The following is a 24,353-nucleotide window of genomic DNA, read 5'->3' as shown; positions in this document are numbered from 1 at the left end:
GCCGCGCGCGCGCTCACCCCGCGCGCCGCTGCGCGCGCAAGAACCGCAACGCCGCGCGCTCCCACTGCAACTCGCCGCGCGCGCCGCGGGCGTAGCGCGCCAATCGGTCCTCGCGCCAGCCGGCGAACACCGCCGGATCGATATAAGCCTTGCGGCACACGGTCGGGGTGTTGCGCAGCGCCTGCGCGACTTCGGCGATCACCGCGGTCTCGCTCGCCTTCAACGCGCGTTCGCTGATCCTGCCGCCGCGCGCCGGCGCCGGCAGCGGCAACCCGGCCAGCCGCCGGAACGCGGCCAGGGTGCCGCCCCAGGTGCGGAAATCCTTGGCGGTGAAGTCCGCGCCCATCGCTTCGTGCAGGTACTCGTTGACCGCACCCGAATCCACCGGTTGCACCCGGCCCTCGTCGTCGCGGTACTGGAACAACGCCTGCCCGGGCAGTTGCTGACACGCGCGCACCAACCGGGTCAGCCGCGCGTTGTCGAGTTCGACCTGCTGCGCCAGCCCGCCCTTGCCGCGGAAGCGGAAGCGCGCGCGGCCGCCGCGCAGAAACTCGACGTGGCGGTTGCGCAGCGTGGTCAGGCCGAAGGAGCGGTTGCTGCGCGCGTATTCGTCGTTGCCGATCCGCAGCAGGGTTTCGGCCATCACCGCCACCACCATCGCCAGCACTTTCTCGCGCGGGAAGCCCGGCCGCTTGAGATCGCCGCGCACGCGCCGGCGCAACGCCGGCAGGGCGTTGCCGAAGGCGATGACGCGTTCGAACTTGCCTTCGTCGCGGATCGACCGCCATTGCGGGTGATAGCGGTACTGCTTGCGCCCGCGCGCGTCGCGGCCGGTGGCCTGCAGATGGCCGCGCGCGTCGGCGCAGATCCACACCTGGGTGTAGGCCGGCGGGATCGCCAGCGCGCGCACGCGTTGCAAGGTCTTGGCCGCGCGCACCGCCCGCCCGCGCGCATCGCGATAGGCGAAGCCGCGGCCGGCGCGCACCCGCGCAAGGCCCGGCTCGCCGTCGTTGACGTAACGCAGTCCGGCCGCGCGCGCGGCGCGGCGGTTGCTTGCGGCGGGGACTGCGGTCGCGCTCATGCCCCAGCAATACGGGCCGGTGCGTCAAGGACGCGTCGAATTCCGCCCTGATTCCATCGCCGACCGGCTCGGGCGCGGCGGCTCAACCGCCGCCGTCTTTCTTCCTGAAGTCGATCTTCTCGCTCTGGCTGTCGCTGCCGCGCACCGCCTCGACCTTGCGCTCGCACCAGCCCGGCGGCGATTCGCCCGGACGCAGCGGGCCGCTGACGCATTCGGGCCGCGCATCGACCGCGGCGTTGGTGTCGCGGTACTGCAAACCGCCGCAGGCGCTCAACGCGGCGACGGACACCAGGGACAACCAGACAGCGCGCATCGGACGATCTCCTCACCGGGTCGCCGGACGATGCCGCCGGCGACGCGCGCCTACCTGTGCCATCGGTCAGGTAGGGTGGGTTGCGTTCACAGACCGTGTCGCATTCAGGCCGCCGCTTCGGCCTCGGCCCTCGCCACCGGCGCGGACGCCGGCACGCGCGCGTAGCGCCATGCGATCAGCAATCCGGTCACCAACAGCGCCGAGGCGATGAACCACGGCGCGCCCGGCAGATGGATCGGCGCGGTCTTGCCGATGAAATAACCGAAGCTGCCGGCGAAGGTCGCCGGGCCCACCACCCCGGCCAGCGCGATCAGGCTCATCAGCGAGCCCTGGATCCGCCCTTGCACTTCCGGGCCGACTTGCCGGGTGACCAGCGCCTGCGTGGCCGGCGCCGCCAGACCCCACAACGCGCTGATCGGCAGCCCCAGCAGAAAGAACCAACCGCTGGCGGACAAACCGTAGATGACGAAACCCAACGCGCCGCAGCCCAGGCCGAACAACAGCGTGCGCCGTTCGCCGAATTTGGCCACCACCCGGCCGACCAGGCCGACGTTGACGATGATGTTGAACACCCCGACCACCAGCAGCACCCAACCGACCTCGCGCAGGCCCCAGTGGTACTGGTAGCCGGCGAACAGTACGAAGATGCTCGGATACACGTAGTGGGCCATGTTGGCGATGAACACCACCGCGGCCAGGCCGAACACTTGCGGGTAACGCTTGAGCAGCTTCAGCGCGCCGAGCGGATTGGCATGGGCCCAATCGAAGCGTCGGCTGCGCTTTTCCGGCGGCAGCGATTCGGGCAACACGAACAAGCCGTAGAGGAAGTTCAACAAGGCCAGACCGGCGGAGAACCAGAACGGCAGCCGCAGATCGATCTCGCCCAGGTAGGCGCCGATCAACGGCCCGACCACGAAGCCCACGCCGAACGCCGCGCCGATCATGCCGAAGCTCTTGGCCCGCTGGTCCGGCGGGGTGATGTCGGCGATGTAGGCGTTGGCGGTGGTGAAGCTGGCCGACGTGATGCCGGCGATGATCCGTCCGATCAGCAGCAGCGGCAGCGTGTTGGCCACCGCCAGCAGGATGAAGTCCAGGCCCAGGCCCAGGCACGACAGCAAGATCACCGGACGCCGGCCGTAGCGGTCCGACAAACTGCCCTGGATCGGCGCGAACATGAACTGCGCCAGCGCGTACACGGTGCCGAACAAGCCGACCCAATAGGCGGCGCGCGCGGTGTCGCCGCCGACGAAGCGCTCGATCAGGTGCGGCAGCACCGGAATGATCAGGCCGAACGACAGCACGTCGATCAGCACGGTGATGAAAATGAAGACGAGCGCAGCACGACGCGCGCCCGCGGCGGGAGCGGAAGCAGAAGTCATAGGAGTAGGCGGCCGGCCCGAGGTAATCCGATCGGCGCAGTCTAGCGCGCGCGGGCACGCGCAGCAGGGACGATTGTCACCCGGCGATGGTTTCCGACGTTACCAATTGCTCGGCGAAGCTTCTATTTCCCGTTCAAGATCATTTAGTTACAAAAACGCCTGTGAGCGCGCGCGCTAACAAAAACGCGCCGGCGCGCTTCCCGCAATTTCCGCGCCCTAAGGTGAATTGCCGCATCGCACAATTTGTGCTTTAGTCGGGACACGCTCGGTCATTACACCGCCGGTGCGGGAGAAATCCCGCGCCCGTGGCGGATGCGCCCTGCGCGACGGCAAACGACACAGCGATATCGCGACCACGACTCGCGTTGGACAGCACCACGTCGAAGCCGGTCTTTGCGGCCGCCGCATCCTTTGCGCGCGCCCGCAACCACAACAGGACGGACAAGACGGCACCACCACAACGCGAATGCGGTAGCGAGCTAGCGATCCACGGAACCCTTTACGTCCCGGAGATGCGATGCAAGCCAAGCAACAAAGTTTGTACGACCCCCGCGATGAGCGGGACAGCTGCGGTTTCGGACTGATCGCGCAACTCGACGATCGCCCTAGCCGAGCTTTGGTCGATCGCGCCCTGGAGGCGCTCTCGCGCATGACCCATCGCGGCGGTGTCGCCGCCGACGGGCTCAGCGGCGACGGCTGCGGCCTGCTGATTCGCCATCCCGATGCGTTCTTGCGCCTGATCGCGCGCGAAGCCAACATCCGCCCGGGCGCGCATTTCGCCGCCGGACTGGTGTTCCTGCCGCACGACCCCGCGCTCGCCGCACAGGCCCGCGACACCCTCAACGACACCTTGCGCAGCGAAGGCATGCGGGTCACCGGTTGGCGGGTGGTGCCGGTGAATCTGGAGGCCTGCGGCGAACTCGCGCGCCAGACCATGCCGCGGATCGAACAGATTTTCGTCGACGCCGCCAGCCCGTTCGACCCGGCCGGCTTCCAGCGTTCGCTGTTCCTGGCGCGCCGCCGCGCCGAGCAGCGCCTGCGCGAGAGCGAAGCGTTTCCCAGCCGCGACTTCTATGTGGTCAGCCTGTCCTCGGCCAGCATCGGCTACAAGGGCATGGTCCTGCCGGACCGGCTGATGCAGCTGTACCCGGACCTGCAGCGCGCCGAACTGGCCGCCAGCGCGGTGGTGTTCCACCAACGCTTCTCCACCAACACCACCCCGCGCTGGCCGCTGGCGCAGCCGTTCCGTCTGCTCGCCCACAACGGCGAGATCAACACCATCGCCGGCAATCGCGCCTGGGCCCAGGCGCGCGCCTACAGCTGGCGCACGCCGAGCCTGGATCTGCGCGAGTTCGAACAGGTGGTCAGCACCGACGGTTCGGATTCGCAAAGCCTGGACAACATGCTGGAGGTCTTGCAGGCCGGCGGCATGGACCTGCTCAAGGCGATGCGCATCCTGATTCCGCCGGCGACTCAATCGCTTGAGTACAAGGACGCCGACCTGGCCGCGTTCTACGAGTATTACGCGCTCAACACCGAGCCGTGGGACGGCCCGGCCGGCATCGTCACCTGCGACGGCCGCTACGCCGCCTGCACCCTCGACCGCAACGGCCTGCGCCCGGCGCGCTGGCTGCGTTCGCGCGACCGCCATTTCCTGATCGCCTCGGAAGCCGGGGTGTGGGAACTGCCGGCCGAGGAGATCGAAGCCAAGGGCAAGCTCGGCCCGGGCGAGATGATCGCCGCGGACTTGTATCAGGGCGAGCTGCTCGATTCGGAAGCCATCGACCGGATCAACCGCGCGCGCGCGCCGTACAAGCGCTGGCTCAAGCAGGGCATGACTTACCTGCACAGCGAGCTGATCGATCCGAACCTGGCCGCCGAGCCGTTCGATCACGAAACCCTGGCCGGCTTCCAGAAGCTGTTTCAGCTGACCCGCGAAGAACGCGAACAAGTGCTGCGCCCGCTGGCCGAGATCGAACAGGAAGCCACCGGCTCGATGGGCGACGACGTGCCGATGGCGGTGCTCTCGCAACAGGTGCGGCCGCTGTACGACCACTTCCGCCAGGCCTTCGCCCAGGTCACCAACCCGCCGATGGACCCGTTGCGCGAGGACTGCGTGATGTCGCTGGCGACCCAGATCGGGCGCGAGGGCAACGTGTTCGTCGACGGCCCCGGCAACGTCGGCCACATCCACCTCAACTCGCCGGTGCTGGCCCAGCGCAAGCTGCGCCAGTTGCTGTCGATGGCGCCGTACGACCAGTCGCACCGCTACATCGACCTCAACTACACCGCCGAGGAAGGCCTGAAGGCGGCATTGCTGCGGCTGTGCGCGGAGGCCGAAGAGGCCACCCGCGAAGGCATCGTGCTGCTGATCCTCAGCGACCGCCGCCCGCGCCGCGACGCGCTGATGATGCACGCCCTGCTCGCCACCGGCGCGATCCATCAGCACCTGGTCAAGGTCGGTCTGCGCTGCGAAGCCAACCTCATCATCGAAACCGGCACCGCGCGCGACCCGCACCACTTCGCCTGCCTGATCGGTTTCGGCGCCACCGCGGTGTACCCGTATCTGGCCTACCAGACCCTGCACGACCTGGGCGCGCGCGGCATCCTGCGCACCAAGCACGGCGAAGTCGCGCAGATCGGCCGCAGCTATCGGCGCGCGATCAAGAAGGGCCTGCTCAAGATCATCTCGAAGATGGGCATCGCCACCATCGGCAGTTACCGCGGCGCGCAGTTGTTCGAGATCATCGGCCTGGACAAGGAGGTCGTGGACCTGTGCTTCACCGGCGCGCCCTCGCGCATCGCCGGCGCCGGTTTCGATTTGCTGCAGCAAGACAACCAGACGCTGGCCGATATCGGTTGGGACGCGAACCGCCTGCCGGAGATCGGCGGCCTGCTCAAGTACACCCCGGGCGGCGAGTACCACCTGTTCAATCCCGATGTGGTCACCCGCCTGCAACGCGCGGTCGGCAGCGGCGAGTGGAGCGATTGGCAGCATTACGCCGAAGCGGTCAACGAACGCCCGACCGCGGCGCTGCGCGATCTGCTCGAACTCGACAACGCCGAGATCGAGCCGATCCCGCTGGACCAGGTCGAGCCGGTCTCGGCCATCGTCCGCCGCTTCGATTCGGCGGCGATGAGCCTGGGCGCGTTGTCGCCGGAAGCGCACGAGGCGCTGGCGATCGCGATGAACCGCCTGGGCGGACGCTCCAACTCGGGCGAAGGCGGCGAAGACCCGGTGCGTTACCGCACCGACAAGGTCTCCAAGATCAAGCAGATCGCCTCGGGCCGGTTCGGCGTCACCCCCGAATACCTGGTCAACGCCGAAGTGCTGCAGATCAAGGTCGCGCAGGGCGCCAAGCCCGGCGAAGGCGGCCAGTTGCCGGGCCACAAGGTCAACGAGCTGATCGCGCGGCTGCGTTACGCGATGCCCGGCATCGGCCTGATTTCGCCGCCGCCGCATCACGACATCTATTCGATCGAAGACCTTGCGCAGTTGATTCACGACTTGCGCCAGGTCAACCCGCAGGCGCTGATCTCGGTCAAGCTGGTCTCGCACGCCGGCGTTGGCACCATCGCCACCGGCGTGGCCAAGGCCGGCGCCGACCTGATCACCGTGTCCGGCCACGACGGCGGCACCGGCGCCAGCCCGCTGTCGTCGATCCGCTACGCCGGCACGCCGTGGGAGTTGGGTCTGGCCGAAGCGCGCCAGGCGCTGGTCGCCAACGACTTGCGCGAACGGGTGATTCTGCAAACCGACGGCGGCCTCAAGAGCGGCCTGGACGTGGTCAAGGCGGCGCTGCTGGGCGCGGAGAGTTTCGGTTTCGGCACCGCGCCGATGATCGCGCTGGGCTGCAAGTACCTGCGCATCTGCCACCTCAACAATTGCGCGACCGGCGTCGCCACCCAAGACGCCGGCCTGCGCCGCGATCACTTCACCGGCCTGCCGGAGCGGGTGGAGAATTTCTTCCGCCTGCTGGCCGAGGAAGTGCGCCTGTGGCTGGCCGCGCTGGGCGTGCGCACGCTCGGCGAAATCGTCGGCCGCACCGATCTGCTCAAGCAGAGCCAAGGCGACAGCGCGCGTCAGCAACGCCTGGATTTGTCGCCGCTGCTGGCCGGTTCCGGCCTGACCCACGGCGGCCATTGCGGCATGCCGGCGCCGCCGGCGGCGCTGGACGGATTGGCCGCGCAACTGGAAACCGATCTGGCCCAGGTCATCGCCGACAAGGCCGGCGGCGAGTACAGCTACAAGATCCGCAACACCGACCGCAGCATCGGCGCGCGCCTGTCCGGACACATCGCCCGCGCCCACGGCGACCGCGGCATGAGCGATGCGCCGATCACGTTGCGCTTCAACGGCACCGCCGGACAAAGCTTCGGCGCGTTCCAGGCCGGCGGTTTGAACTTCGAGCTGTCCGGCGAAGCCAACGATTACGTCGGCAAGGGCATGGCGGGCGGACGCATCGTGCTGCGTCCGCCGGTCGGCGCGCGTTACCCCGCGCACGAGACGCCGATCCTGGGCAACACCTGCTTGTACGGCGCCACCGGCGGCGAGCTGTACGCCGCCGGCCGCGCCGGCGAGCGCTTCGGCGTGCGCAACTCCGGCGCGACCGCGGTGGTCGAGGGCGCCGGCGATCACTGCTGCGAGTACATGACCGGCGGCGTGGTCGCGGTGCTCGGCCGCACCGGCTTGAATTTCGGCGCGGGTTTCACCGGCGGCATGGCCTACGTGCTCGACACCGAGCGCGATTTCGTCGATCGCTACAACCACGAGCTGATCGACATCCTGCGCATTTCCGCCGACGGCTTCGAGAACCACCGCTCGCATCTGCACGATCTGCTGGAGACGCATGTGGCTTTGACCGGCAGCGCGTGGGCGCGGCGGATCCTGGATGAGATGCGCGATTACATGGGCAAGTTCTGGCTGGTCAAGCCGAAGGCGGCGAGTTTGGAGTCGTTGGCCGAGACGTTGAGGAGTGCGGCGTGATGATCGGGATTTCGTCGTGTTGCGAGCTAAGAGCGAATCCCCCCTGCCCCCCTTTTTCAAAGGGGGGAACGGCAACAGCGAAGGCGGTAGAGATGAGCGGAATGTCGCGTAACGAGCACCCAAGCAAGCCCCTGCACGCCCCGACGCCAAAACCGACCGGGTTCCCCCCTTTGAAAAAGGGGGGCCAGGGGGGATTTGCTTCGGCCGTTGCTCTAAACGCACCCGCCACCTGTCGACAACGCCAACCGGATTGCCAGCAATGAGCAAGAAGCAAGTCTTCCAGTTCCGCGAAGCACCGCGCGAAATGCCTTCGCGCATCCCGCTGCAACTGCGCCTCAACGGCGACTGGGGCGAGCTGTACGGCCGCTTCGCCGAGGTCGAAGCCAAGAAGCAGGCCGGCCGTTGCCTGGACTGCGGCAACCCCTACTGCGGCTGGGCCTGCCCGCTGCACAACTACATCCCCAACTGGCTGGAACTGGCGCGCGAAGGCCGCCTGCACGAAGCCGCCTCGCTCTGCCACGAAACCAATCCCCTGCCCGAAGTCTGCGGCCGGGTGTGTCCGCAAGACCGCCTGTGCGAAGGCAGTTGCACGCTCAACGACGGTTTCGGCGCGGTCACCATCGGCGCGGTCGAGAAGTACATCGTCGACAACGCGCTCGCCGACGGCTGGCGCCCGGATCTGTCCGCGGTCAAGGCCAGCGGCCACCGCGTCGCCATCGTCGGCGCCGGGCCGGCCGGGCTGTCGTGCGCGGACCGGTTGGCGCGCGCGGGCATCCAGGCGGTGGTGTTCGACCGCTACGAAGCCATCGGCGGCCTGCTGCACTTCGGCATCCCCAGCTTCAAGCTGGAAAAATCGGTGATGGTTCAACGCCGCGAAGTGCTCGAAGGCATGGGCGTGCAGTTCCGGCTCGGCGTCGAGATCGGGCGCGACATCGGGTTCGATGCATTGATCGCCGAGTTCGACGCGGTGTTCCTGGGTTTGGGCACCTATCGCTATACCGACGGCGGACTGCCGGGCCAGGACTTGCGTAACGTGCTGCCGGCGCTGCCGTTCCTGGTTCAGAACGGCCGCGTGGTCCACGGTGAAGGCGAGACGTCGAGCTCGCGGCCGATCGCCGGTTGGGAAGATCAGCTGGAGCTGCCGGATCTGCGCGGCAAGCGCGTGATCGTGCTCGGCGGCGGCGACACCGGCATGGACTGCGTGCGCAGCGCGGTGCGGATGGGCGCGGCCCAGGTGCGCTGCGTGTATCGGCGCGACGAGGCCAACATGCCCGGCTCCGCGCGCGAGGTCGCCAACGCGCGCGAGGAAGGCGTGGAGTTCCTGTTCAACCGCCAGCCGCTGGAACTGCTCGGCGACGGCACCGCGGTCAACGCCGTGCGCGTGGCCGAGACCCGGCTGGGGCCGGCGGATGCGCGCGGGCGTCAGCGCGCGGAGATCGTCGAAGGCGGCGAGTCGGCGTTGGACGCGGACGTGGTCATCATCGCCTTCGGTTTCCAGCCCGATCCGCCGGCGTGGCTGGCCCAGCAAGGCATCGAACTGGCCGACAACGGCCGGATCAAGGTGTTGGCGACCTCGGGCAGCTGCGCGACCAAGCGCAAGGCCGCGGCGGGGTTGCCGTACCAGACCACCAACCCGAAGGTGTTCGCAGGCGGCGATGCGGTGCGCGGCGCGGATCTGGTGGTGACCGCGGCGTTCGAAGGCCGCGAGGCGGCGGCGGGGATCGTGTCGCTGTTGAGCGAGCGGGCGCCGGTGGCGGCGCGGGGCGATTCGCTGTTGGCGAAGGTTGGCTGAGTTTTCCCTTCTCCCGCTTGCGGGAGAAGGTGCCCGGAGGGCGGATGAGGGCGCGCGCGAACTAAGTTACGACGCGAGATCGTAGCGCCGCGTGCCCTCACCCCAACCCTCTCCCGCAAGCGGGAGAGGGAGCAGATCGTGGGTGCTTGGAATCAGCGCCCCGGGCCTACGTCGATAAAACGCAAAAACTCCGCCCGCGTACGCGCATCGTCGCGGAACATCCCCAGCATCTTCGAAGTAATCATGCTCACCCCGCGCTTGTGCACGCCGCGGGTGGTCATGCACTCGTGCGCGCCCTCGATCACCACGCCCACGCCGAGCGGCTGCAGCACGTCCTGGATCGACTGGGCGATCTGCGCGGTCATCTTTTCCTGCACCTGGAAACGGCGCGCATAGGTTTCCACCACCCGCGCCAGTTTGCTGATGCCGACCACTTTGCCGCTGGGCAAATAGCCCACATGCGCCTTGCCGATGATCGGCGCCATGTGGTGCTCGCAATGGCTTTCGAACTCGATGTCGCGCAGCACGATCATTTCGTCGTAGCCGGCCACTTCCTCGAACGTGCGCGCCAGATACTCGCGCGGGTCGTCGGTGTAGCCGCTGAACCAGTCGCCATAGGCTTCGACCACGCGCTTGGGCGTGTCCAGCAGGCCTTCGCGGGCGGGATCTTCGCCGGCCCAGGCCAGCAAGGTGCGGACCGCGGCTTCGGCTTGCGCGCGGTTGGGCTTTTCGGGGGTGTCGGCCATGGTTCGGCCCCATACGGTGGGAACCGAATGCTACCAAGCCGGGATTGGCGCGTGGGGATTCGGGGTCGGCAAACCCGAAGCGGCAAAGCAACCGCAATCACGCCTGCGCCAATCTCGGCCGCAAAACCGGCCGCAAAAAAAAGGTCGCCCGATGCGGGCGACCAGCAGACTCCCCGGGGGAGAGAGACCAGGGAGCAGGGCCGGTGCGCGGGCTGTCAGCGCAAGGGCCGATCGAGCGCGTGGGGCAGGCTGCGCTCGATGTGATGCCAACCGTCGCGCACCGCTTCGCGCGCTTCGGTCCAGGGCAGGCGCGAGGCGGCCCGGCAATGGGCCCACTCGCGCGCCAGTTCTTGCTCGACCTCCTCGAAGCGGCGCCCGCCGCAGTGCAGAAATCGGTCGTAGCCGTAGCGGTAAGCCGGCTCGTAATCGGGCCATTCGCGTCCGGCGCTGTAGTACGGGGCGAAGCGGAACTCGCGGTGGAAGTGCTCCCGGTATTCGCCCATATCGATCGCCTGGGCAACCGCGGCGACGACGTCCGTTTCGTTGTGATTGCTCATGGCTTGCATCGACATGCCTAAACGCCCAACGCGTTCCATGGACCCAAACTAGGCCCAGGCCGATGCAATGCAGGTGAAGACGCGGCGCGCGGACGCGGATGTTCAGCTAACCGCGCCGGTCCGGTCAGCTGCGTTAGCGCGGTGTGAGGAGATCGGGGAACGCGGAATCGTAAAAAACATGTAATTCATCGGCGAATTCAGTGCATCCGGCATCCCGGATGCATCCTCGCTCGCGCGTTGCCGCGCCCATTGCCTGCTGCCCGCGCCCGGTTCCCGGCTACTCGGCCTGCAGTATCACCGCGGTATCGCGGCCGCTGCTCTGCGCCACGCTGACCGCGTTGCGGCCGGCGGCGGTGGCGTTGCGCAGCGCCGTGCGCACGCGTTCGAACAAGGCCGGCACTTGCTCGCCGCGCTGCGACATGGCCAGGCCGATGCTGACGCTGACCGAGATCTCGTGCCCGTCGATGCGGAACGGCCGTTGCGCGAACGCCTCGCCGATGCGCCGCGCCAGCGCCTCGCTTTCGCTGCGCTCGCATTCGCTGACGATGCCGAAGCAATCGCCCTCCATGCGCGCGATGGTGTCGTCGGGACCGAGCGCGCCGCGCATGCGCGAGAGCGCCTGTTGCAGCAGCGCGTCGCCGACCGCGCGGCCGTAACGGCCGTTGATCTCGCTGAAGGCGTCCAGGTCCACCAACAGCAATCCGTAGGTGTTGACGTTGAGACTGCCCGGCGAGGACCAGGCCTGCAGCATCTGCTCCAGGGCCTGGGCATTGAGCGCGCCGGTGAGCGGGTCGCGTTCGGCCGATTGCCGCGCCAGCAGCACGATCCGATGGCGGTTGGCCGCGTGCTGGCTCAAGGCCAGCGCCAACACCGCCGACTCCAGCACCGCGGTCAGGGCCAGGCCGCGCTCGGCCCACTCGGCGTCCTGCAGCCCGAGCATGTTGGCCGCCAGGGCGCCGGCCAGCACCAGCATCGGGGTCCAGCCCAGCAGGTAATACCCCGCGTACGGCGCGCCCTTGCGCCAGGCCACCACCGCGATCACCAACATCAGCGGCACGCCCAGCAGCAGCAAGGCATTGCCGCCGATGTACCACCAGCCGTAGACGTGTTCGCGGAACAAGACCAGCACCAGCAGCCAGAACATGTTCGCCCACTGGATGCTGCGCAGCACCCACGCGGTGCGCGGCATCAGCCGCGGCAGATCGAGAAAGCGCAGGCTGAAACCGAGCTGGAAGATCGTCGCCAGGGTCGCCAGCGCCCAGCCCACCGCCGGCTCGCTGGCCATCTCGGCCAGGCCCCACATCTCCGAGGCATCGCCGGATCTGAGCAACAGGTAGGTGGCCATGCACGCCAGGTAGGCGCCATACCCGAGATAGACGAAGTCGCGGAACACCACCCACACGCCGACCATCGCCACCGCCATCAACATCATCGCGGTGAACGCGGCGGCCATGAAGCGCGCGTCGCCGCGCTCTTGCCGGGCCAGCTCCGGAATGCTGGCGAACGACAGGCGCAGCTCGCTCACCGCCGCGCGGCCCTTGATCCGCACATAGGCCACCGTCGAGGTCGGCCAGCCGTTGGGCAGCGACAGCACCCAGCCGCGCCGCAACAGCGGCACCCCGCCGTGTTCGGCGTCTTCGATCTCGCGCAGGTTGGCCCCGCCCGGCGGGTAATACAGCAACGGACCCATCGCGCGCGGGCCGCGCACCACCAGCATCAGGCCGTCGCCGGGTTTGATCGAGCGCTGGCTGGTCAGCCGCAGCCAGTAGCCCTCCTGACGATGCGGCAGACTGAACCGGACCACGTCCTGGGGGCGTTCGGCGACCTCGCTGAGCATCACCGCCGCGCCGACCGGCGGCGTCTGCAGGTCGCTGTCGGTCATCAGCACCTCGACCTTCAGCGATTGCGCCGCGGCCGGCATGCAGATGCAGGCCAACGCGATCGTCAGCGCCCACAGGGCCTTGCGCATACCCGGATCCACTCCCGCGAGAATGAGCGTTGCAGTCTAGCCGGAGTCGGCGCGAGGCGGGACGCGCGGCCGGACGTTGCGCGCCACGCCTCGCCGGGCGGCCTCAGCCGCCCCGATCGCTGCGCAACTGCTTGACCTTGCGCTCGTTGCCGGCCGCCGCGCGCGCGGCGACCACGCTGAAGACGACGATGCCGAACATGACCACGCAGGCGCCGGCCAGGGCGCGGCCCTGCGGCCAGGCTTCGCCGAGCCACAGCGCGCCGATCACGGTGGCGAACAGAATCTCCGCCGCCTGCATCGCCTCGGCCGCGGCCAGGGCGGTGGGATCGTTGCGGACCATGCCGGTGGCCTGGAAGAACAACACCGTCGCGATCACCCCGGCGCCCAGCGCCACGCCCGCGGCCAGCGCGATCTGTCCGGACGACGGCAGGCCGGTGCCGGCGCCCGCATACGCCGCCAGCGCCCACCACATCGGCTGGCTGGCCAGGGTCATGCCGAATACGCGCTGGCTGGCGTTGAGCTCGATCCCGCTCTTTTCCAGGTGCAGCAGCAGTCCGCGATTGCCCAGCGGATAAGCCACCGCGCCGATCGCCACGCACACCAGCGCGATCCAGCCGTCGCGGTCGAGCCGGCCGCCGCCGTGCCCCAGTTGCAGCAGCAGCACCCCGGCCACGATCACCGCGCCGGCCGCCAGCGCCGGCAGCGGAATCCGCGCGCGCGCATCGCGGTACAAGAACGGCGCGCACAGCATTCCGGCGATCACCGTGAGCTGGAACGTGCCGGCGATCAGCCACGACGGCCCGCTGGCCGCGGCATAGCTCAGGCACACGTAGAACAGCACGAACCCGATCCCGCTCCACCACAGCCACGGCCCGGGATGGGCGCGGATCGCCCGCCACACCGGCCGGATGCCGCCGAGCAACGGCATCGCCACCGCCAGCATCGGCAGGGTGAACAGGTAACGCAGCGCCGCGGTCCAGGCCCAATGCCCGCCGCCGTTGGCGGCGGCGCGGTTGAGCACGTAGGTGCAGGTGAAGAACAAGGCCGACGCCAGCGCGATCAGCACCGCCCACAGGGCCTGCCGGCGCGCGCTCACGGCCGCTGCCTGATCCGGATGCTCGAGGCCGGCACCTGCACCTCATCGACCCCGCCGACCCGGATCGGCGTGCCCGGCTCCGGGCCCCAGGCGTGGGCGTAAATCACTTCCCAGGTCGCCGGCAGTTGCCCGTTGCCGTCGCGCAGCGGCTCGTAGGCCTGGGCGGCGCGGGCGAAACGGGCGCGGCCGGTGAGGCTGCGGCGGCGGTCGACCATCGCGTTGGTCGCGCCGAGCGTGCGCAGTTCGCGCATCAGATGGCCCAGGTCCGGATGGCCGAGGGTGAATTCGTCGCGGTCGAGCACCGGGTTCTTGAACCCGGCCGCGATCAGCGCATCGCCGAACTGGGCGATCGACGGGAACAGGCTGACGTGCGGCGCGGCGTCGGCCTGGGCGAAGGCGCCGCGCAGTTCGAACAAGGTGTCCGGGCCGAAGGTCGACACCAGCAGCAGACCGCCCGGCTTGAGCACGCGGCGGAAACCGGCGAACACCGCCGGCAGGTCTTCGACCCATTGCAGGCACAGGTTGGAGAACAGCACATCCACGCTGGCGTCGCGCAGCGGCAGCGCGCGCGCGTCGGCGCAGATCGCCTCGGGCCGGCGCGCGCCGCCGAGCACACGCGGGCGCCAGCCGCCTTCGCCGAAGCGGGTGCGCGCTTCGCGCAGCATCGGCAGGGCCAGATCCAGCGCGATCACCTGCGCGCGCGGCCAGCGCTTCTGCATCGCCGCGCTCAGATGGCCGGGGCCGCAGCCGATGTCGACCACCACTTCGGGCGCGCGATCGTCGAGGTAATCCAGGGTTTCCGACAGGCGCGCGCCGACCTCGCGCTGCAGGGCGGCGGCGTTGTCGTAGCCGTGCGCGGCGCGGGAAAACGAGCGGCGGACTTGGCGGTGGTCGAACAGATCGGTCATGGGAATTTCTGGGTTGCGTGGTGCGTATGACGGTAGAGAGCGACGCGCGGATCGCGATCGGGTCGCGGCCGCGCGGGTGAGGCGGAGCGCATCGCGTTGTCGGGGGCCGACGCGGCGACGCGGCGCCTTACGCCGGTGCCGCGTCGGCCTGGGTTTCGCCGATGAAGGTCTCGATGATTTGGGTCACCTCATCGGGCGCGCCCAGGAACGGCGCGTGACCGGCGTGGGCGATCACCACGCTGCGCGCTTGCGGCGCGAGCGCGGCGGCGGCCGGCATCGCCCCGGCCGGCACCAGGCGGTCGCGGCGTCCGGAGATCCACAGGCTCGGCACTTGCAGGCGCGGCAGTTCGCCGCGCACGTCGAATCCGTCGAGCAGGGTCAGGCCTTCGTGCAAGGCGCGCTCGGCCGGTTCGCCGCGTTCGAACGCCTGCTGCCTCAAGGCGCGCAACTCCTCCTGGGCGCTGGCCGAACCCAGCGCTTCCAGCGCCAGGAACCCTTCCAACGTGCCGCGGAAATCGCGCTCCAGGGCGCTGCCGAAATTGCGGAACAAATCGGGCGAGACGCCGTGCGGCCAGTCCTCGCCGACGACGAAGCGCGGCGATGAGGCGATCATGATCAGGCCGCGTACGTGCTGCGGATGGTCCAAACCTGCGCGCAGCGCGACCTGGCCGCCGAGCGACCAACCCAGCCAGTAGGCGTCGGCAATGCGTTCGACCAGTTGCGCCGCCAATGCAGCCGGATCGAGCGCGCTGGTGTCTTCGCGGGCGTAGCCGTGGCCGGGCAGGTCGATCAGGTGCAGGGTGTAGTGCGGCGACAAGCGTTCGACCAGCGGGGCGAACAAACCGCCGTGCATGGCCCAGCCGTGGATCAGCGCGATGACCGGGCGGCCGGAGTCGGGGGGGGCGCCGGTGGTTTGGATGTACATGGGGGCTGGTGGTCCGTACTGCGGTGCGTTGGTGCTGGTCTGGGTGTGCGGGTGTTGCGAGTGCTGCGGTTCGATTCGATGCTGATGCCGGCGACAGCGACGATCCTAGAATTTCGCGTCGTGGCTGCTTTTGCCGTCATTCCCGCGAAGGCGGGCTCCGCTTTACTTCGGCGGAGCCGAACATCCAGTGCCTTTCGTGCGAGAACGTTTGAAGTCGCTGGATTCCCGCGTTCGCGGGAATGACGATCTGGAAAGATGGCGCTGAAGTCTCTGGATTCCCGCCTTCGCGGGAATGACGGCAGGGGGCAGGCGCGGTTGTCGAGGTGCGAGCGACTCCCTCACCCCGCCGCCTCATCGCGCAAACCATGCAGCGCCGCTATCGCTTCATCGCGCCGATCCGCCGGCACCAACAAATGATCGTGATAGAACCCGGCCAACACATTGCATGGAATACCGTGCCCGGTCAGCGCACGCGACAGCGCGGCGGTCAAACCCACCGCTTCCAGCGCCGAGTGCACGCGCAAGGTCAGCCACGCGGCGACGAACTCGTACTTGAGCCCGTGCGCGTCGGCATCGGCCCGGCGCAGCACGCAGGTCAGGCCTTCGTTCTCGGTCACCGTCGCCAACGCGAGCTCGCGCAGCGGCGAGCGCGTATCGGAAGCAGTGGCGTACACGTACTCGCCTTCGCGCACATCGACTTGCAGACCGGCCAGCATTTGCGCCAGATCGGTTTGCGCGATCGATGCGGCCGCCGAGTTCGCGCCGGCGGTCGAAGACGGGTTTGCGCTCATCGCGCCACGGTGGCCGGCGCTTCCGCGCCGTTGTCGCTGCGCTCGATCGCCACGCGTTCGGCCGCGCGCGCCAAGGCCTCGATCAGGCCGTCGACTTGTTCGCGGGTGTGCAGCGCCGAGAACGTCACCCGCAAGCGCGCGCGCCCCTCGGGCACGGTCGGCGGACGGATCGCGGCGACCCAATAACCTTGTTGCTCCAGCGCCTGCGCCATCGCCAGCGCACGGCGGTCGTCGCCGCACATCACCGGCTGGATCGGCGTGGTCGAATGCAGCAATTCCAGTCCGAGCTTGCCGGCGCGTTCGCGGAAGTGCGCGGCCAGTTCGGTCAGCTTCTCGCGCCGCCAATGGTCGTTGCGCGCCAGCTTGATCGCCGCGCGCGTGGCCGCGGCCTGCGCCGGCGGCAAGGCGGTGGTGTACAGATGGCTGCGCGCGGTTTCGGCCAGATGGCCGATCAAATCCGCATCGCCGTGCAAGGCCGCGCCGTAACTGCCGAGCGCCTTGCCGAAGGTCGCCAACTGCAGCGGCACTTCCTGGGTCGACAACCGCGCCGCGGCGACGCTGCCGCGGCCGTCGGGGCCGGTGACGCCCACGCCGTGCGCGTCGTCCACGTACAGCACCGCTTTCTGCGCGCGCGCCACCAGGGCCAGATCGCGCAACGGCGCGATGTCGCCGTCCATGCTGAAAACGCCGTCGGTGGCCAGCATCGCCAAGCCATCGGGGACGTTGCGCAGCTGCCGGATCGCGCCTTCGGGATCGGCGTGCGGATAGCGGCGCAAACGGCAAACGGCCAGGCGCGCGGCGTCGATCAGGCTGGCGTGGTTGAGACGGTCCTGCACGCAGACGTCGTCTTCTTCCAGCAAACCTTGCACCGCGGCGATGTTGGCCAGAAAGCCGCTGCCGAACAGCAACGCGCGCGGCGATCCTAGCCAATCGGCGAGTTCGCGTTCCAGCGCTTCATGCTGAGCGTGATGGCCGCAGACCAGATGCGAAGCCAAGCCGCCGGTGCCCTCGCGCGAGGCCGCGTCCTGGAACGCGTTGGTCACCGCGAAGTGCTGCGACAGGCCCAGATAGTCGTTGCCGCAGAAGTTGACCAGCGATCGGCCTTCGACTTCGCAGCGCGCGCCGTCGCGGTGGGTGACCACGCGATGGGTGCGGCTGCGCGCGTTCGCCACGCGCTGGGCCTGGGCTGTTTGAATCCGTTCGCGCCAAAGGGTTCGCTGGCTGCTCATCGCGGAGGCTCCGCCGCTTCAAGCGGCGCAGGTGTGGGCGGGCTGTTCGGAATGTTCCTCAATACTCGCATGGACGGTGCCGGCGGTCTCGACGATTTGCATGGGTTTCAAGCCCAGGCGCGCGAACAGGGCCAGGTCGCGCTCGGTGTCGGGGTTGCCGGTGGTCAGCAGTTTTTCGCCGTAGAAGATCGAATTGGCGCCGGCCAGGAAGCACAGGGCCTGCAGTTCGTCGCTCATCGCTTCGCGTCCGGCCGACAGGCGGACCATCGACTTGGGCATCATCAAACGCGCAACTGCGATGGTGCGCACAAATTCGAACGGATCCAGCTCGGCCGTGCCGGCCAGCGGCGTGCCTTCGACCTGGACCAGACGGTTGATCGGCACCGAATCGGGATGCGCCGGCAGGTTGGCCAGGGTCTGCAGCAGTCCGGCGCGCTGGCCGCGCGACTCGCCCATGCCGACGATGCCGCCGCAGCAGGTCTTCATGCCGACGTCGCGCACGTGTTCCAGCGTGTCCAGGCGGTCCTGGAACTCGCGGGTGTGGATGATCTCGTTGTAGAACTCCGGCGCGGTGTCCAGGTTGTGGTTGTAGTAGTCCAGGCCGGCCGCCTTCAGCGACTTGGCCTGATCGCCCGACAACATGCCCAGGGTCGCGCAGGTTTCCAGGCCCAGCGCCTTCACTTCGCGGATCATCGCCGCGACCTTCGGGATGTCGCGGTCCTTGGGCGAGCGCCAGGCCGCGCCCATGCAGAAGCGCGAGGCACCGGCGGCCTTGGCCTGCTTGGCTTTCTCGATCACCGCCTCGGTGCTCATCAGCTTGGTCGCGTCCACGCCGGTGTGATAGCGCGCGGCCTGCGGGCAGTAGCTGCAGTCTTCCGGGCAACCGCCGGTCTTGACCGACAACAAGGTGCTGACCTGGACCTCGGTGGGGTCGAAGTTCTCCCGGTGCGCGCTGGCGGCGCGGTGCAGCAGCTCGGGAAACGGCAGGTCGAACAGGGCGCGGACTTCGGCGCGGGACCAGTCGTGGCGTAGCGGAGTGGAGGAAGACATAGACACCGGGGCTGGCTCCAGCGGGATTGCACTGACGGCGGGCAAAGGGGGACCGGCCGCAAGCGGCCGGAGCCGGCAGTCTGGGAAGCGGGGGCGCGACTGTCAACCGACGGTGGCGCAATTTAGTTGACAGCGACTGGCGGGAGTTGGCCGTCCCCGGGCCCGATGTCTGCGACGCTCGGTGCAAGTCGCCCGAGCACGGCGACGGCCGCGGGCGCGCGAATGCCCCCCTCGCGCCGCCCCTCGGGCAAATGCGCTCGGAATCGCGGCCTTTCCCCACCCCGGCTTCGGCAATCCTCCGACGGCGTTATCGCTGCCGGCCGGCCAAACTCGCCCCATGACGTCCGCCGCCTCCGCGATAGATGCGCCACGCGGCGACGGATTCTGGCGCCGTCTGGGCTGGTCGCTATGGCCCTCGCGCTGTCTGGTCTGCGCTGAAGCCGGTATCGACGGGTGCGATCTGTGCCGCGCCTGCGAGGCGGCGTGGCCGTGGATGGGGGCGGCCTGCCTGCGCTGCGCGATGCCGCTGGCGAGTGCGGCGGCGAGCGATTCGCCGGCGCTCTGCGGCGCTTGCCTGCGCCAACCTGCGCTGGTGACCGAGCTGCACGCCGCCTGCGCGTATCGCGCGCCGCTGGATCGGCTGTTGCCGCGCTTCAAGTTCCATCGCGACCTCGCCGCGGGGCGATTGCTCGCGACGATGATGGCGCGGAGCTTCGCCGCCAAGTTCGCCAGCGATCGTCCCCCTGCCCTGGACCCTCGGCCCGATGCGCGCGCGGCGCCTGGATGCGAATCGACGCACGCCGCCGACAGGCCGGGCCGTGGGTCGTCGCTGGCGCGCGATCCGGCGCGCGCCGTTGCCGACATCGCCGGTACTTCGCGCACGTCGCCGCTCCGCGCAAGCGCCGGCTCACCGTCCGTGCGCCCCGCTCCGGTGCTGATACCGATCCCGCTGCACCCCGCCCGTCTGCGCCAACGCGGCTACGATCAAGCGCTGGAACTCACCCGACCGTTCGCGCGAGCGCTGCGCCTGCCGGTGCTCGCCGACGCCTTGGTCCGCCAGCGCGATACGCCCGCGCAATCGCGCCTGGACGCCGCGCAGCGACGCCGCAATCTGCGCGACGCCTTCGCATGGCGCGAGCGAGCGCCGCCCCCCGCGCACGCGATCCTGATCGACGACGTCATGACCACCGGCGCGACCCTGCACGCCGCCGCGCGCACGCTGCGTCGCGCCGGCGTGCAACGCGTGGACGCCTGGGTCTGCGCGCGCGTGCTGTGAGCCGCGCGCGCTCGATCAACCGCTCAGGGCTGCCCCGCCAAGGCCAGCGCCGGTTTTGCCGCCGCGTTGACCCGGATCGTCCAGGTGCGCGAATGCTTGAGCAGATCGCCGGCCATCGCCGCGCTCACGAACGCGGTCTGATCGGTGACGCGCAGTTCCAAAGTGCGCGTGGCCGGCGTAGCCGCGTCCTGGCGGAAATCGTAGGTCGCGGCGGTCGCGCCCGAGATCGCCACGCCGTCCAGATACCACTGCACGCCGACCGTGCCGATGCTCGGCCGCAGCAAGGTCGCCGAGAAGCGCTTGGTCGTACCGCGCGCATAAGCGACCGTGCTGGCCGGCGACGGCGCCTCGGTGCCGGGCTCGATCAGATCGATGCCGGCCGACGGCGAACCGAAGCCGCCGCGGTACAGCTTGCGCACATATTCCTGTCGGCAGACCGGGCAGAAGGTGCTGCCGAGCGAGCGCATCAGGCAGGTGTTGTCGACCGGCCGGTACATGCCGCTGCTCAGATAGCGCGCCCCCTGGAACAAGCCGGTGCCGCTGGTGCCGGCCGGGGTCGGAATCGGCTGACCCGGGGTGAACCAGCTGCGCCACTTCACCAGAGTGGCGTTGGTCTGGTTGGTGACGTTGGCTTCGCACGGCGCGCTGCCGCTGACATCGCTGCAAGCCGGGAAGCCCGGATACGGCGTGGTGTACTCATCGGCCAAGCCGTGGAAGCTGTGGCCGAATTCGTGGATCGCGATCAGCGAGGCGCTGGTATGCGCCGAAACCGTCGCATAGGAGCCGCCGGCGCCGCCATAGACCGGATCGTTGACCGTCACCAGGATCTTGTCCCAATCCGGAAAGTTCGCCGCCGCCGCCATCACCTTGGACGAACGGGTGGTCAGCAGACGGTGGATCTGGCTGGTGCAGAAGGTCGCATCGAGCGCGGTGTTGACGAACTGGCCGGCGCGCGGATCGTTGCGCGCATCGCCATCGGCGCAACAGCTGGTCGTGGTGCAACCGGCCTGATACGGCGGATGATCGGCGCCGGACTGAGCCGAGGCGACGAAACCGGCCTGCCAGTTCACAAAGCTCTGGTATTCCTTGTACGGACTGACGTTGAACATCGCCGTCTTCAAGGCCGCGGCGTGATTGGCGAACGTGGTCTGCTCGGCGTTGGTGTAACCGTCGCCGATGACCAGGATGTCCATGCGGTTGGCCGAGTTCGCCGCCTTGACCGCCTTGTCCTGGCTCTGCCCGGACAACGACCACGGCGCGCGCGCCAGCATCGTCGCCGCCAGCGGCAGCTGCGAGGAGCGGATCGCCAGTTCGCGCAGATCGATGCGCTGGGCGGACTTGGCATTGCCGTTGCCGATCAGCTCGATCGTATCGGCCTCATCCACCGGCACCCGCACCACGAAGGCGCGATGCGGATCGCGGACCAAGGGATGCAGTTCGATCTCGCCGTCGCCGTGCTCGGGATCGCGAGCGAATTCGGCGCGGATGAAATTCGGCACCTGCGCTTCGTACACGGCCGCGCTCTTGGCGCCATCGCGCGAGATCCGGTACGGCACCCGCTCCACGCCGCGCTCGGGCGCGTTCGCGCCTTGCCGGTCGCGATCCGGATCGGTCAGCTGCACCTGGGTGTAGAACACCGGTTCGGCACGCCCTTGCCGGTCCATTTCGAACACGACGTAGTGAGCGGGCGTGGCGGCCTGGGCGCCGCCCACGGCCAACAGGCCCGATAAGGCGATGCGCGAGAGCTTGATCGGATTCATGAGATTCCCCATGGCGAAGTCGGGTGGCCAAGCGCGCTGGCGGCCCTTCTGGGTCGGGCGGATCGGACCGTGTGGCCGGGGTGTCCGGACGGCCGGACCGGTCGCTTCCCCGGCGACGGCAGCACGCTAACCCGGCCGCTTTCCACGCTTCGCCGCCGCGATCACACAATCGGGACGGGTCGCTACCGGGGTTTTGTGATGACTTCCGGCGAATATGCATATTCGCCCGGCAGACGGCCGTGGGCCGTGGGCCGAGCAGCCGCGACCGGCACGGTGCCGCATCGATGCGGCACGGCACGGCACGGCACGGTGCGGTGCGGTGCGGTGCGGTGCGGTGCGGTGCGGTGCGGTGCGGCAATAGCGTCCGCGACGCCACCGGCCCGTGCAAGTTCGCGCGGCGAAGCCGCATGCGGCGCCCTATCCCGCGCCGCCCGATGGCGGAATCCATTCCGCCACGCGCGCCATCCAGGGCGCATCCCCGATTCCGATCGCCCGCCGTCCTTGGCGGTGTGTCCCTACGCGTCGCCTCCTGGCGCGCCGATCGAATCGGGCGGGGGTGTGCTGATGACCGGCGTCCCTGCCGAATCGGTGTGGACCTTCATCGCGTGCGTCGAGCCGACGAGGACGCATGCCGCGCGCGAGGCTCCCTGGTCCGTTGCCGATGTCCTTTTTTGCCTGCCGAAGTCCCTTCCCCTGCTGCGTTCGAAGTCCGTTTACAACGCCGGAATTCCCTTCCCTGTCGCGTGCAGCCATTGTCTCCAAAACGCATCGCACAGGCTGAGAAACGCCCGCGCGGCAGCGGAAAAAACCGCGGTTTTTCCGGGTGTGGAGGCGGAGCGCGACCTCCTTATCGCGCTCCCGCCGCTGCAGCCCGAGCGGCGTCTCCACCGACACAGAATCGCGCCCGCGGCCGGTCCGCGTCAGTCGGGCATCGGCGCGCGGTGGGGTAGGATTTTTCCGCTTGCGCGGCGCAGCGATTGCGCCTAGGGCATGACCGGCGGGTGATAGCTCAAGGTCAGTCCGAGCAACCACAACAGACCCAGCACCAGCGGGATGTGCACCAGCAACTGGATGAAGGTGAAGCCGACGATATCGCGCGCCTTCAACCCCAACACGCCCAGCAACGGCAGCATCCAGAACGGGTTGATCAGGTTGGGCAGCGCCTCGGCGGCGTTGTAGACCTGCACCGCCCAGCCCAGGTGCACCTGCAGATCGTTGGCCGCCTGCATCACGTACGGCGCTTCGATGATCCACTTGCCGCCGCCGGACGGCACGAAGAACCCCAGCACCGCCGAGTACACGCCCATCACCAGGGTGAAGGTCTCGGTGCTGGCGATATGCACGAACACCGTCGACAGATGGTGGGCCAAGGTCTGTCCGTCGCTGCCCTTGGCCGCGGTCAACAGGCTGGCGATGCCGCCGTACAACGGAAACTGGATCAGCACGCCGGTGGTGCTGGGCACCGCGCGCGCGACCGCGTTGAGGAAGCTGCGCGGACGCCAGTGCAGCAACAGGCCGGCGGTCAGGAACAGGAAGTTGTAGGTGTTGAGATTGGCGATCGCGCTCATCCAGGATTTGTTGGCGAACTCGTACGCCAGCCAGCCCAGGCTCATTGCCGCCAGCGCCACGGTGATCAGCGGGCTGTATTCCAGCCATTCGCCCGGACGCGTGCGCGGCGGCAGCGAGGCGGCGTGTTTTTCGTCCGCGGCCAGTTGTTCGGCGCCTTCGAAATCGCGCGCGCGCCGCACCGAGCCGCCGCGCGGCGCGGTGACGAAACAGATCAGCAGCGACACCGCGATCAACACCGCGGTGAGCACGATCGATTGCCACAGGAAGATGGTTTCGCTGAAAGGAATCACCCCGGTGATCGCCAGCAGCGCCGGCGGCATGCTGGCCGGATTGGCCTGCAACTGCGCGGCCGAAGAACTCAGCCCCATCGCCCACACCGCGCCCAGCCCCAGATACGCCGCCGCGCCGGCGGCGCGGTAATCCATGTCCAGGTCCTCGCGCCGCGCCAGCGCGCGCACCAGCAGGCCGCCGAACACCAGCGAGAAGCCCCAGCTCAGCAGCGAGGTCAGCATGCTGATCAAGCCGACGTAGCAGATCGCGCCGCGGCCGCTGCGCGGCACCCGCGCCAGGGCGTCGATCACCCGCGCCACCGCCGGCGCGGTGGCGACGACGTAACCGCCGATGACCACGAACGCCATCTGCATGGTGAAAGGAATCAGGCTCCAGTAGCCGTCGCCGAACGCGCTGGCGGTGGCGGTCGGGGTGCTGCCGAACGCCAGCGCCGCCAAGGCGACGATCACCACGCCCAAGGCGGCGAACACGTACGCGTCGGGAAACCAGCGTTCGGCCCAGGCGGCGCTGCGCAGGGCGAAGCGCGCGAGCGGGCCGTCGGCGGATGCGGAGGCGGCGGCTGAAGTCATGACGGGGTTCCTGCGACGGGGCTTGGCGATTGTCCAAGCGTGGGCGGTGTGGGCCACTAGGACAT

General features: G+C 68.9%; 17 protein-coding genes. 3 read left to right on the top strand and 14 right to left on the bottom strand.

Features of this window, described 5'->3' with window-relative positions; translation table 11 throughout:
- Positions 1 to 13 precede the first annotated feature (13 nt).
- The 3 genes from V7787_RS08525 to V7787_RS08515 all read right to left on the bottom strand — a co-directional run bounded on the left by V7787_RS08525 (position 14) and on the right by V7787_RS08515 (position 2,773).
- Complete coding sequence (locus V7787_RS08525; RefSeq protein WP_336087200.1) at positions 14 to 1,081, bottom strand: DNA topoisomerase IB; 1,068 nt, start codon at positions 1,079 to 1,081, stop codon at positions 14 to 16.
- A gap of 82 nt (positions 1,082 to 1,163) precedes the next feature.
- On the bottom strand, positions 1,164 to 1,394 hold the full coding sequence (locus tag V7787_RS08520) for a hypothetical protein (protein WP_336087198.1): 231 nt from the start codon (positions 1,392 to 1,394) through the stop codon (positions 1,164 to 1,166).
- A 104-nt stretch (positions 1,395 to 1,498) separates the two neighbouring features.
- On the bottom strand, positions 1,499 to 2,773 hold the full coding sequence (locus V7787_RS08515; protein WP_336087196.1) for a TCR/Tet family MFS transporter: 1,275 nt from the start codon (positions 2,771 to 2,773) through the stop codon (positions 1,499 to 1,501).
- A 517-nt stretch (positions 2,774 to 3,290) separates the two neighbouring features.
- Between V7787_RS08515 and gltB the strand changes: the two genes are divergently transcribed.
- Both gltB and V7787_RS08505 read left to right on the top strand, forming a co-directional pair.
- Positions 3,291 to 7,760, top strand: coding sequence for a glutamate synthase large subunit (gltB, locus tag V7787_RS08510; RefSeq protein WP_336087194.1), 4,470 nt, complete (start codon positions 3,291 to 3,293; stop codon positions 7,758 to 7,760).
- Positions 7,761 to 8,019: 259 nt separating this feature from the next.
- Complete coding sequence (locus V7787_RS08505) at positions 8,020 to 9,552, top strand: FAD-dependent oxidoreductase (protein WP_336087192.1); 1,533 nt, start codon at positions 8,020 to 8,022, stop codon at positions 9,550 to 9,552.
- A 152-nt stretch (positions 9,553 to 9,704) separates the two neighbouring features.
- Here the strand turns inward: V7787_RS08505 and folE are convergent, their stop codons facing one another.
- From folE to bioB, 9 genes are all read right to left on the bottom strand, one after another.
- On the bottom strand, positions 9,705 to 10,298 hold the full coding sequence (gene folE, locus V7787_RS08500) for a GTP cyclohydrolase I FolE (RefSeq protein WP_336087190.1): 594 nt from the start codon (positions 10,296 to 10,298) through the stop codon (positions 9,705 to 9,707).
- A 215-nt stretch (positions 10,299 to 10,513) separates the two neighbouring features.
- Positions 10,514 to 10,855: a hypothetical protein gene (locus V7787_RS08495; RefSeq protein WP_336087188.1), complete on the bottom strand. Its 342-nt coding sequence runs from the start codon at positions 10,853 to 10,855 to the stop codon at positions 10,514 to 10,516.
- A 277-nt stretch (positions 10,856 to 11,132) separates the two neighbouring features.
- A complete protein-coding gene (locus tag V7787_RS08490; protein WP_336087185.1) occupies positions 11,133 to 12,824 on the bottom strand; it encodes a sensor domain-containing diguanylate cyclase in 1,692 nt (563 codons plus the stop codon).
- Positions 12,825 to 12,927: 103 nt separating this feature from the next.
- Positions 12,928 to 13,920, bottom strand: a complete 993-nt coding sequence (locus V7787_RS08485; RefSeq protein WP_336087183.1) for a multidrug resistance efflux transporter family protein — start codon at positions 13,918 to 13,920, stop codon at positions 12,928 to 12,930.
- Positions 13,917 to 14,828 (bottom strand): malonyl-ACP O-methyltransferase BioC, encoded by a 912-nt coding sequence (bioC, locus tag V7787_RS08480; RefSeq protein WP_336087181.1) that lies wholly within the window; start codon positions 14,826 to 14,828, stop codon positions 13,917 to 13,919. The genes V7787_RS08485 and bioC overlap by 4 nt, the downstream gene beginning before the upstream one ends.
- 127 nt (positions 14,829 to 14,955) lie before the next feature.
- Positions 14,956 to 15,753, bottom strand: a complete 798-nt coding sequence (gene bioH / locus V7787_RS08475) for a pimeloyl-ACP methyl ester esterase BioH (protein WP_336087179.1) — start codon at positions 15,751 to 15,753, stop codon at positions 14,956 to 14,958.
- Between the two features lie 338 nt (positions 15,754 to 16,091).
- Complete coding sequence (locus V7787_RS08470) at positions 16,092 to 16,544, bottom strand: ACT domain-containing protein (protein ID WP_336087177.1); 453 nt, start codon at positions 16,542 to 16,544, stop codon at positions 16,092 to 16,094.
- A complete protein-coding gene (bioF, locus tag V7787_RS08465) occupies positions 16,541 to 17,773 on the bottom strand; it encodes an 8-amino-7-oxononanoate synthase (protein WP_336087175.1) in 1,233 nt (410 codons plus the stop codon). The genes V7787_RS08470 and bioF overlap by 4 nt, the downstream gene beginning before the upstream one ends.
- Positions 17,774 to 17,791: 18 nt before the next feature.
- The gene (gene bioB / locus V7787_RS08460; protein WP_442965308.1) at positions 17,792 to 18,829 is read right to left on the bottom strand and encodes a biotin synthase BioB; all 1,038 of its coding nucleotides are present in this window, start codon (positions 18,827 to 18,829) and stop codon (positions 17,792 to 17,794) included.
- Positions 18,830 to 19,160: 331 nt separating this feature from the next.
- Here bioB and V7787_RS08455 point away from each other — a divergent pair, with 331 nt between their 5' ends.
- Positions 19,161 to 20,099 carry a ComF family protein gene (locus V7787_RS08455; RefSeq protein WP_336087173.1) on the top strand — a complete coding sequence of 313 codons (939 nt, stop codon included), beginning with the start codon at positions 19,161 to 19,163 and terminating at the stop codon, positions 20,097 to 20,099.
- Between the two features lie 23 nt (positions 20,100 to 20,122).
- Here the strand turns inward: V7787_RS08455 and V7787_RS08450 are convergent, their stop codons facing one another.
- On the bottom strand, positions 20,123 to 21,859 hold the full coding sequence (locus tag V7787_RS08450) for a M64 family metallopeptidase (protein WP_336087171.1): 1,737 nt from the start codon (positions 21,857 to 21,859) through the stop codon (positions 20,123 to 20,125).
- A 983-nt stretch (positions 21,860 to 22,842) separates the two neighbouring features.
- Positions 22,843 to 24,288, bottom strand: coding sequence for a short-chain fatty acid transporter (locus V7787_RS08445; protein WP_336087169.1), 1,446 nt, complete (start codon positions 24,286 to 24,288; stop codon positions 22,843 to 22,845).
- Positions 24,289 to 24,353: the final 65 nt, after the last annotated feature.

The sequence above is a fragment of the Pseudomonas sp. CGJS7 genome (assembly GCF_036961695.1).
Note: the sequence above shows the minus strand (reverse complement) of the source record. Positions and strands in the feature narration are given on the sequence as shown.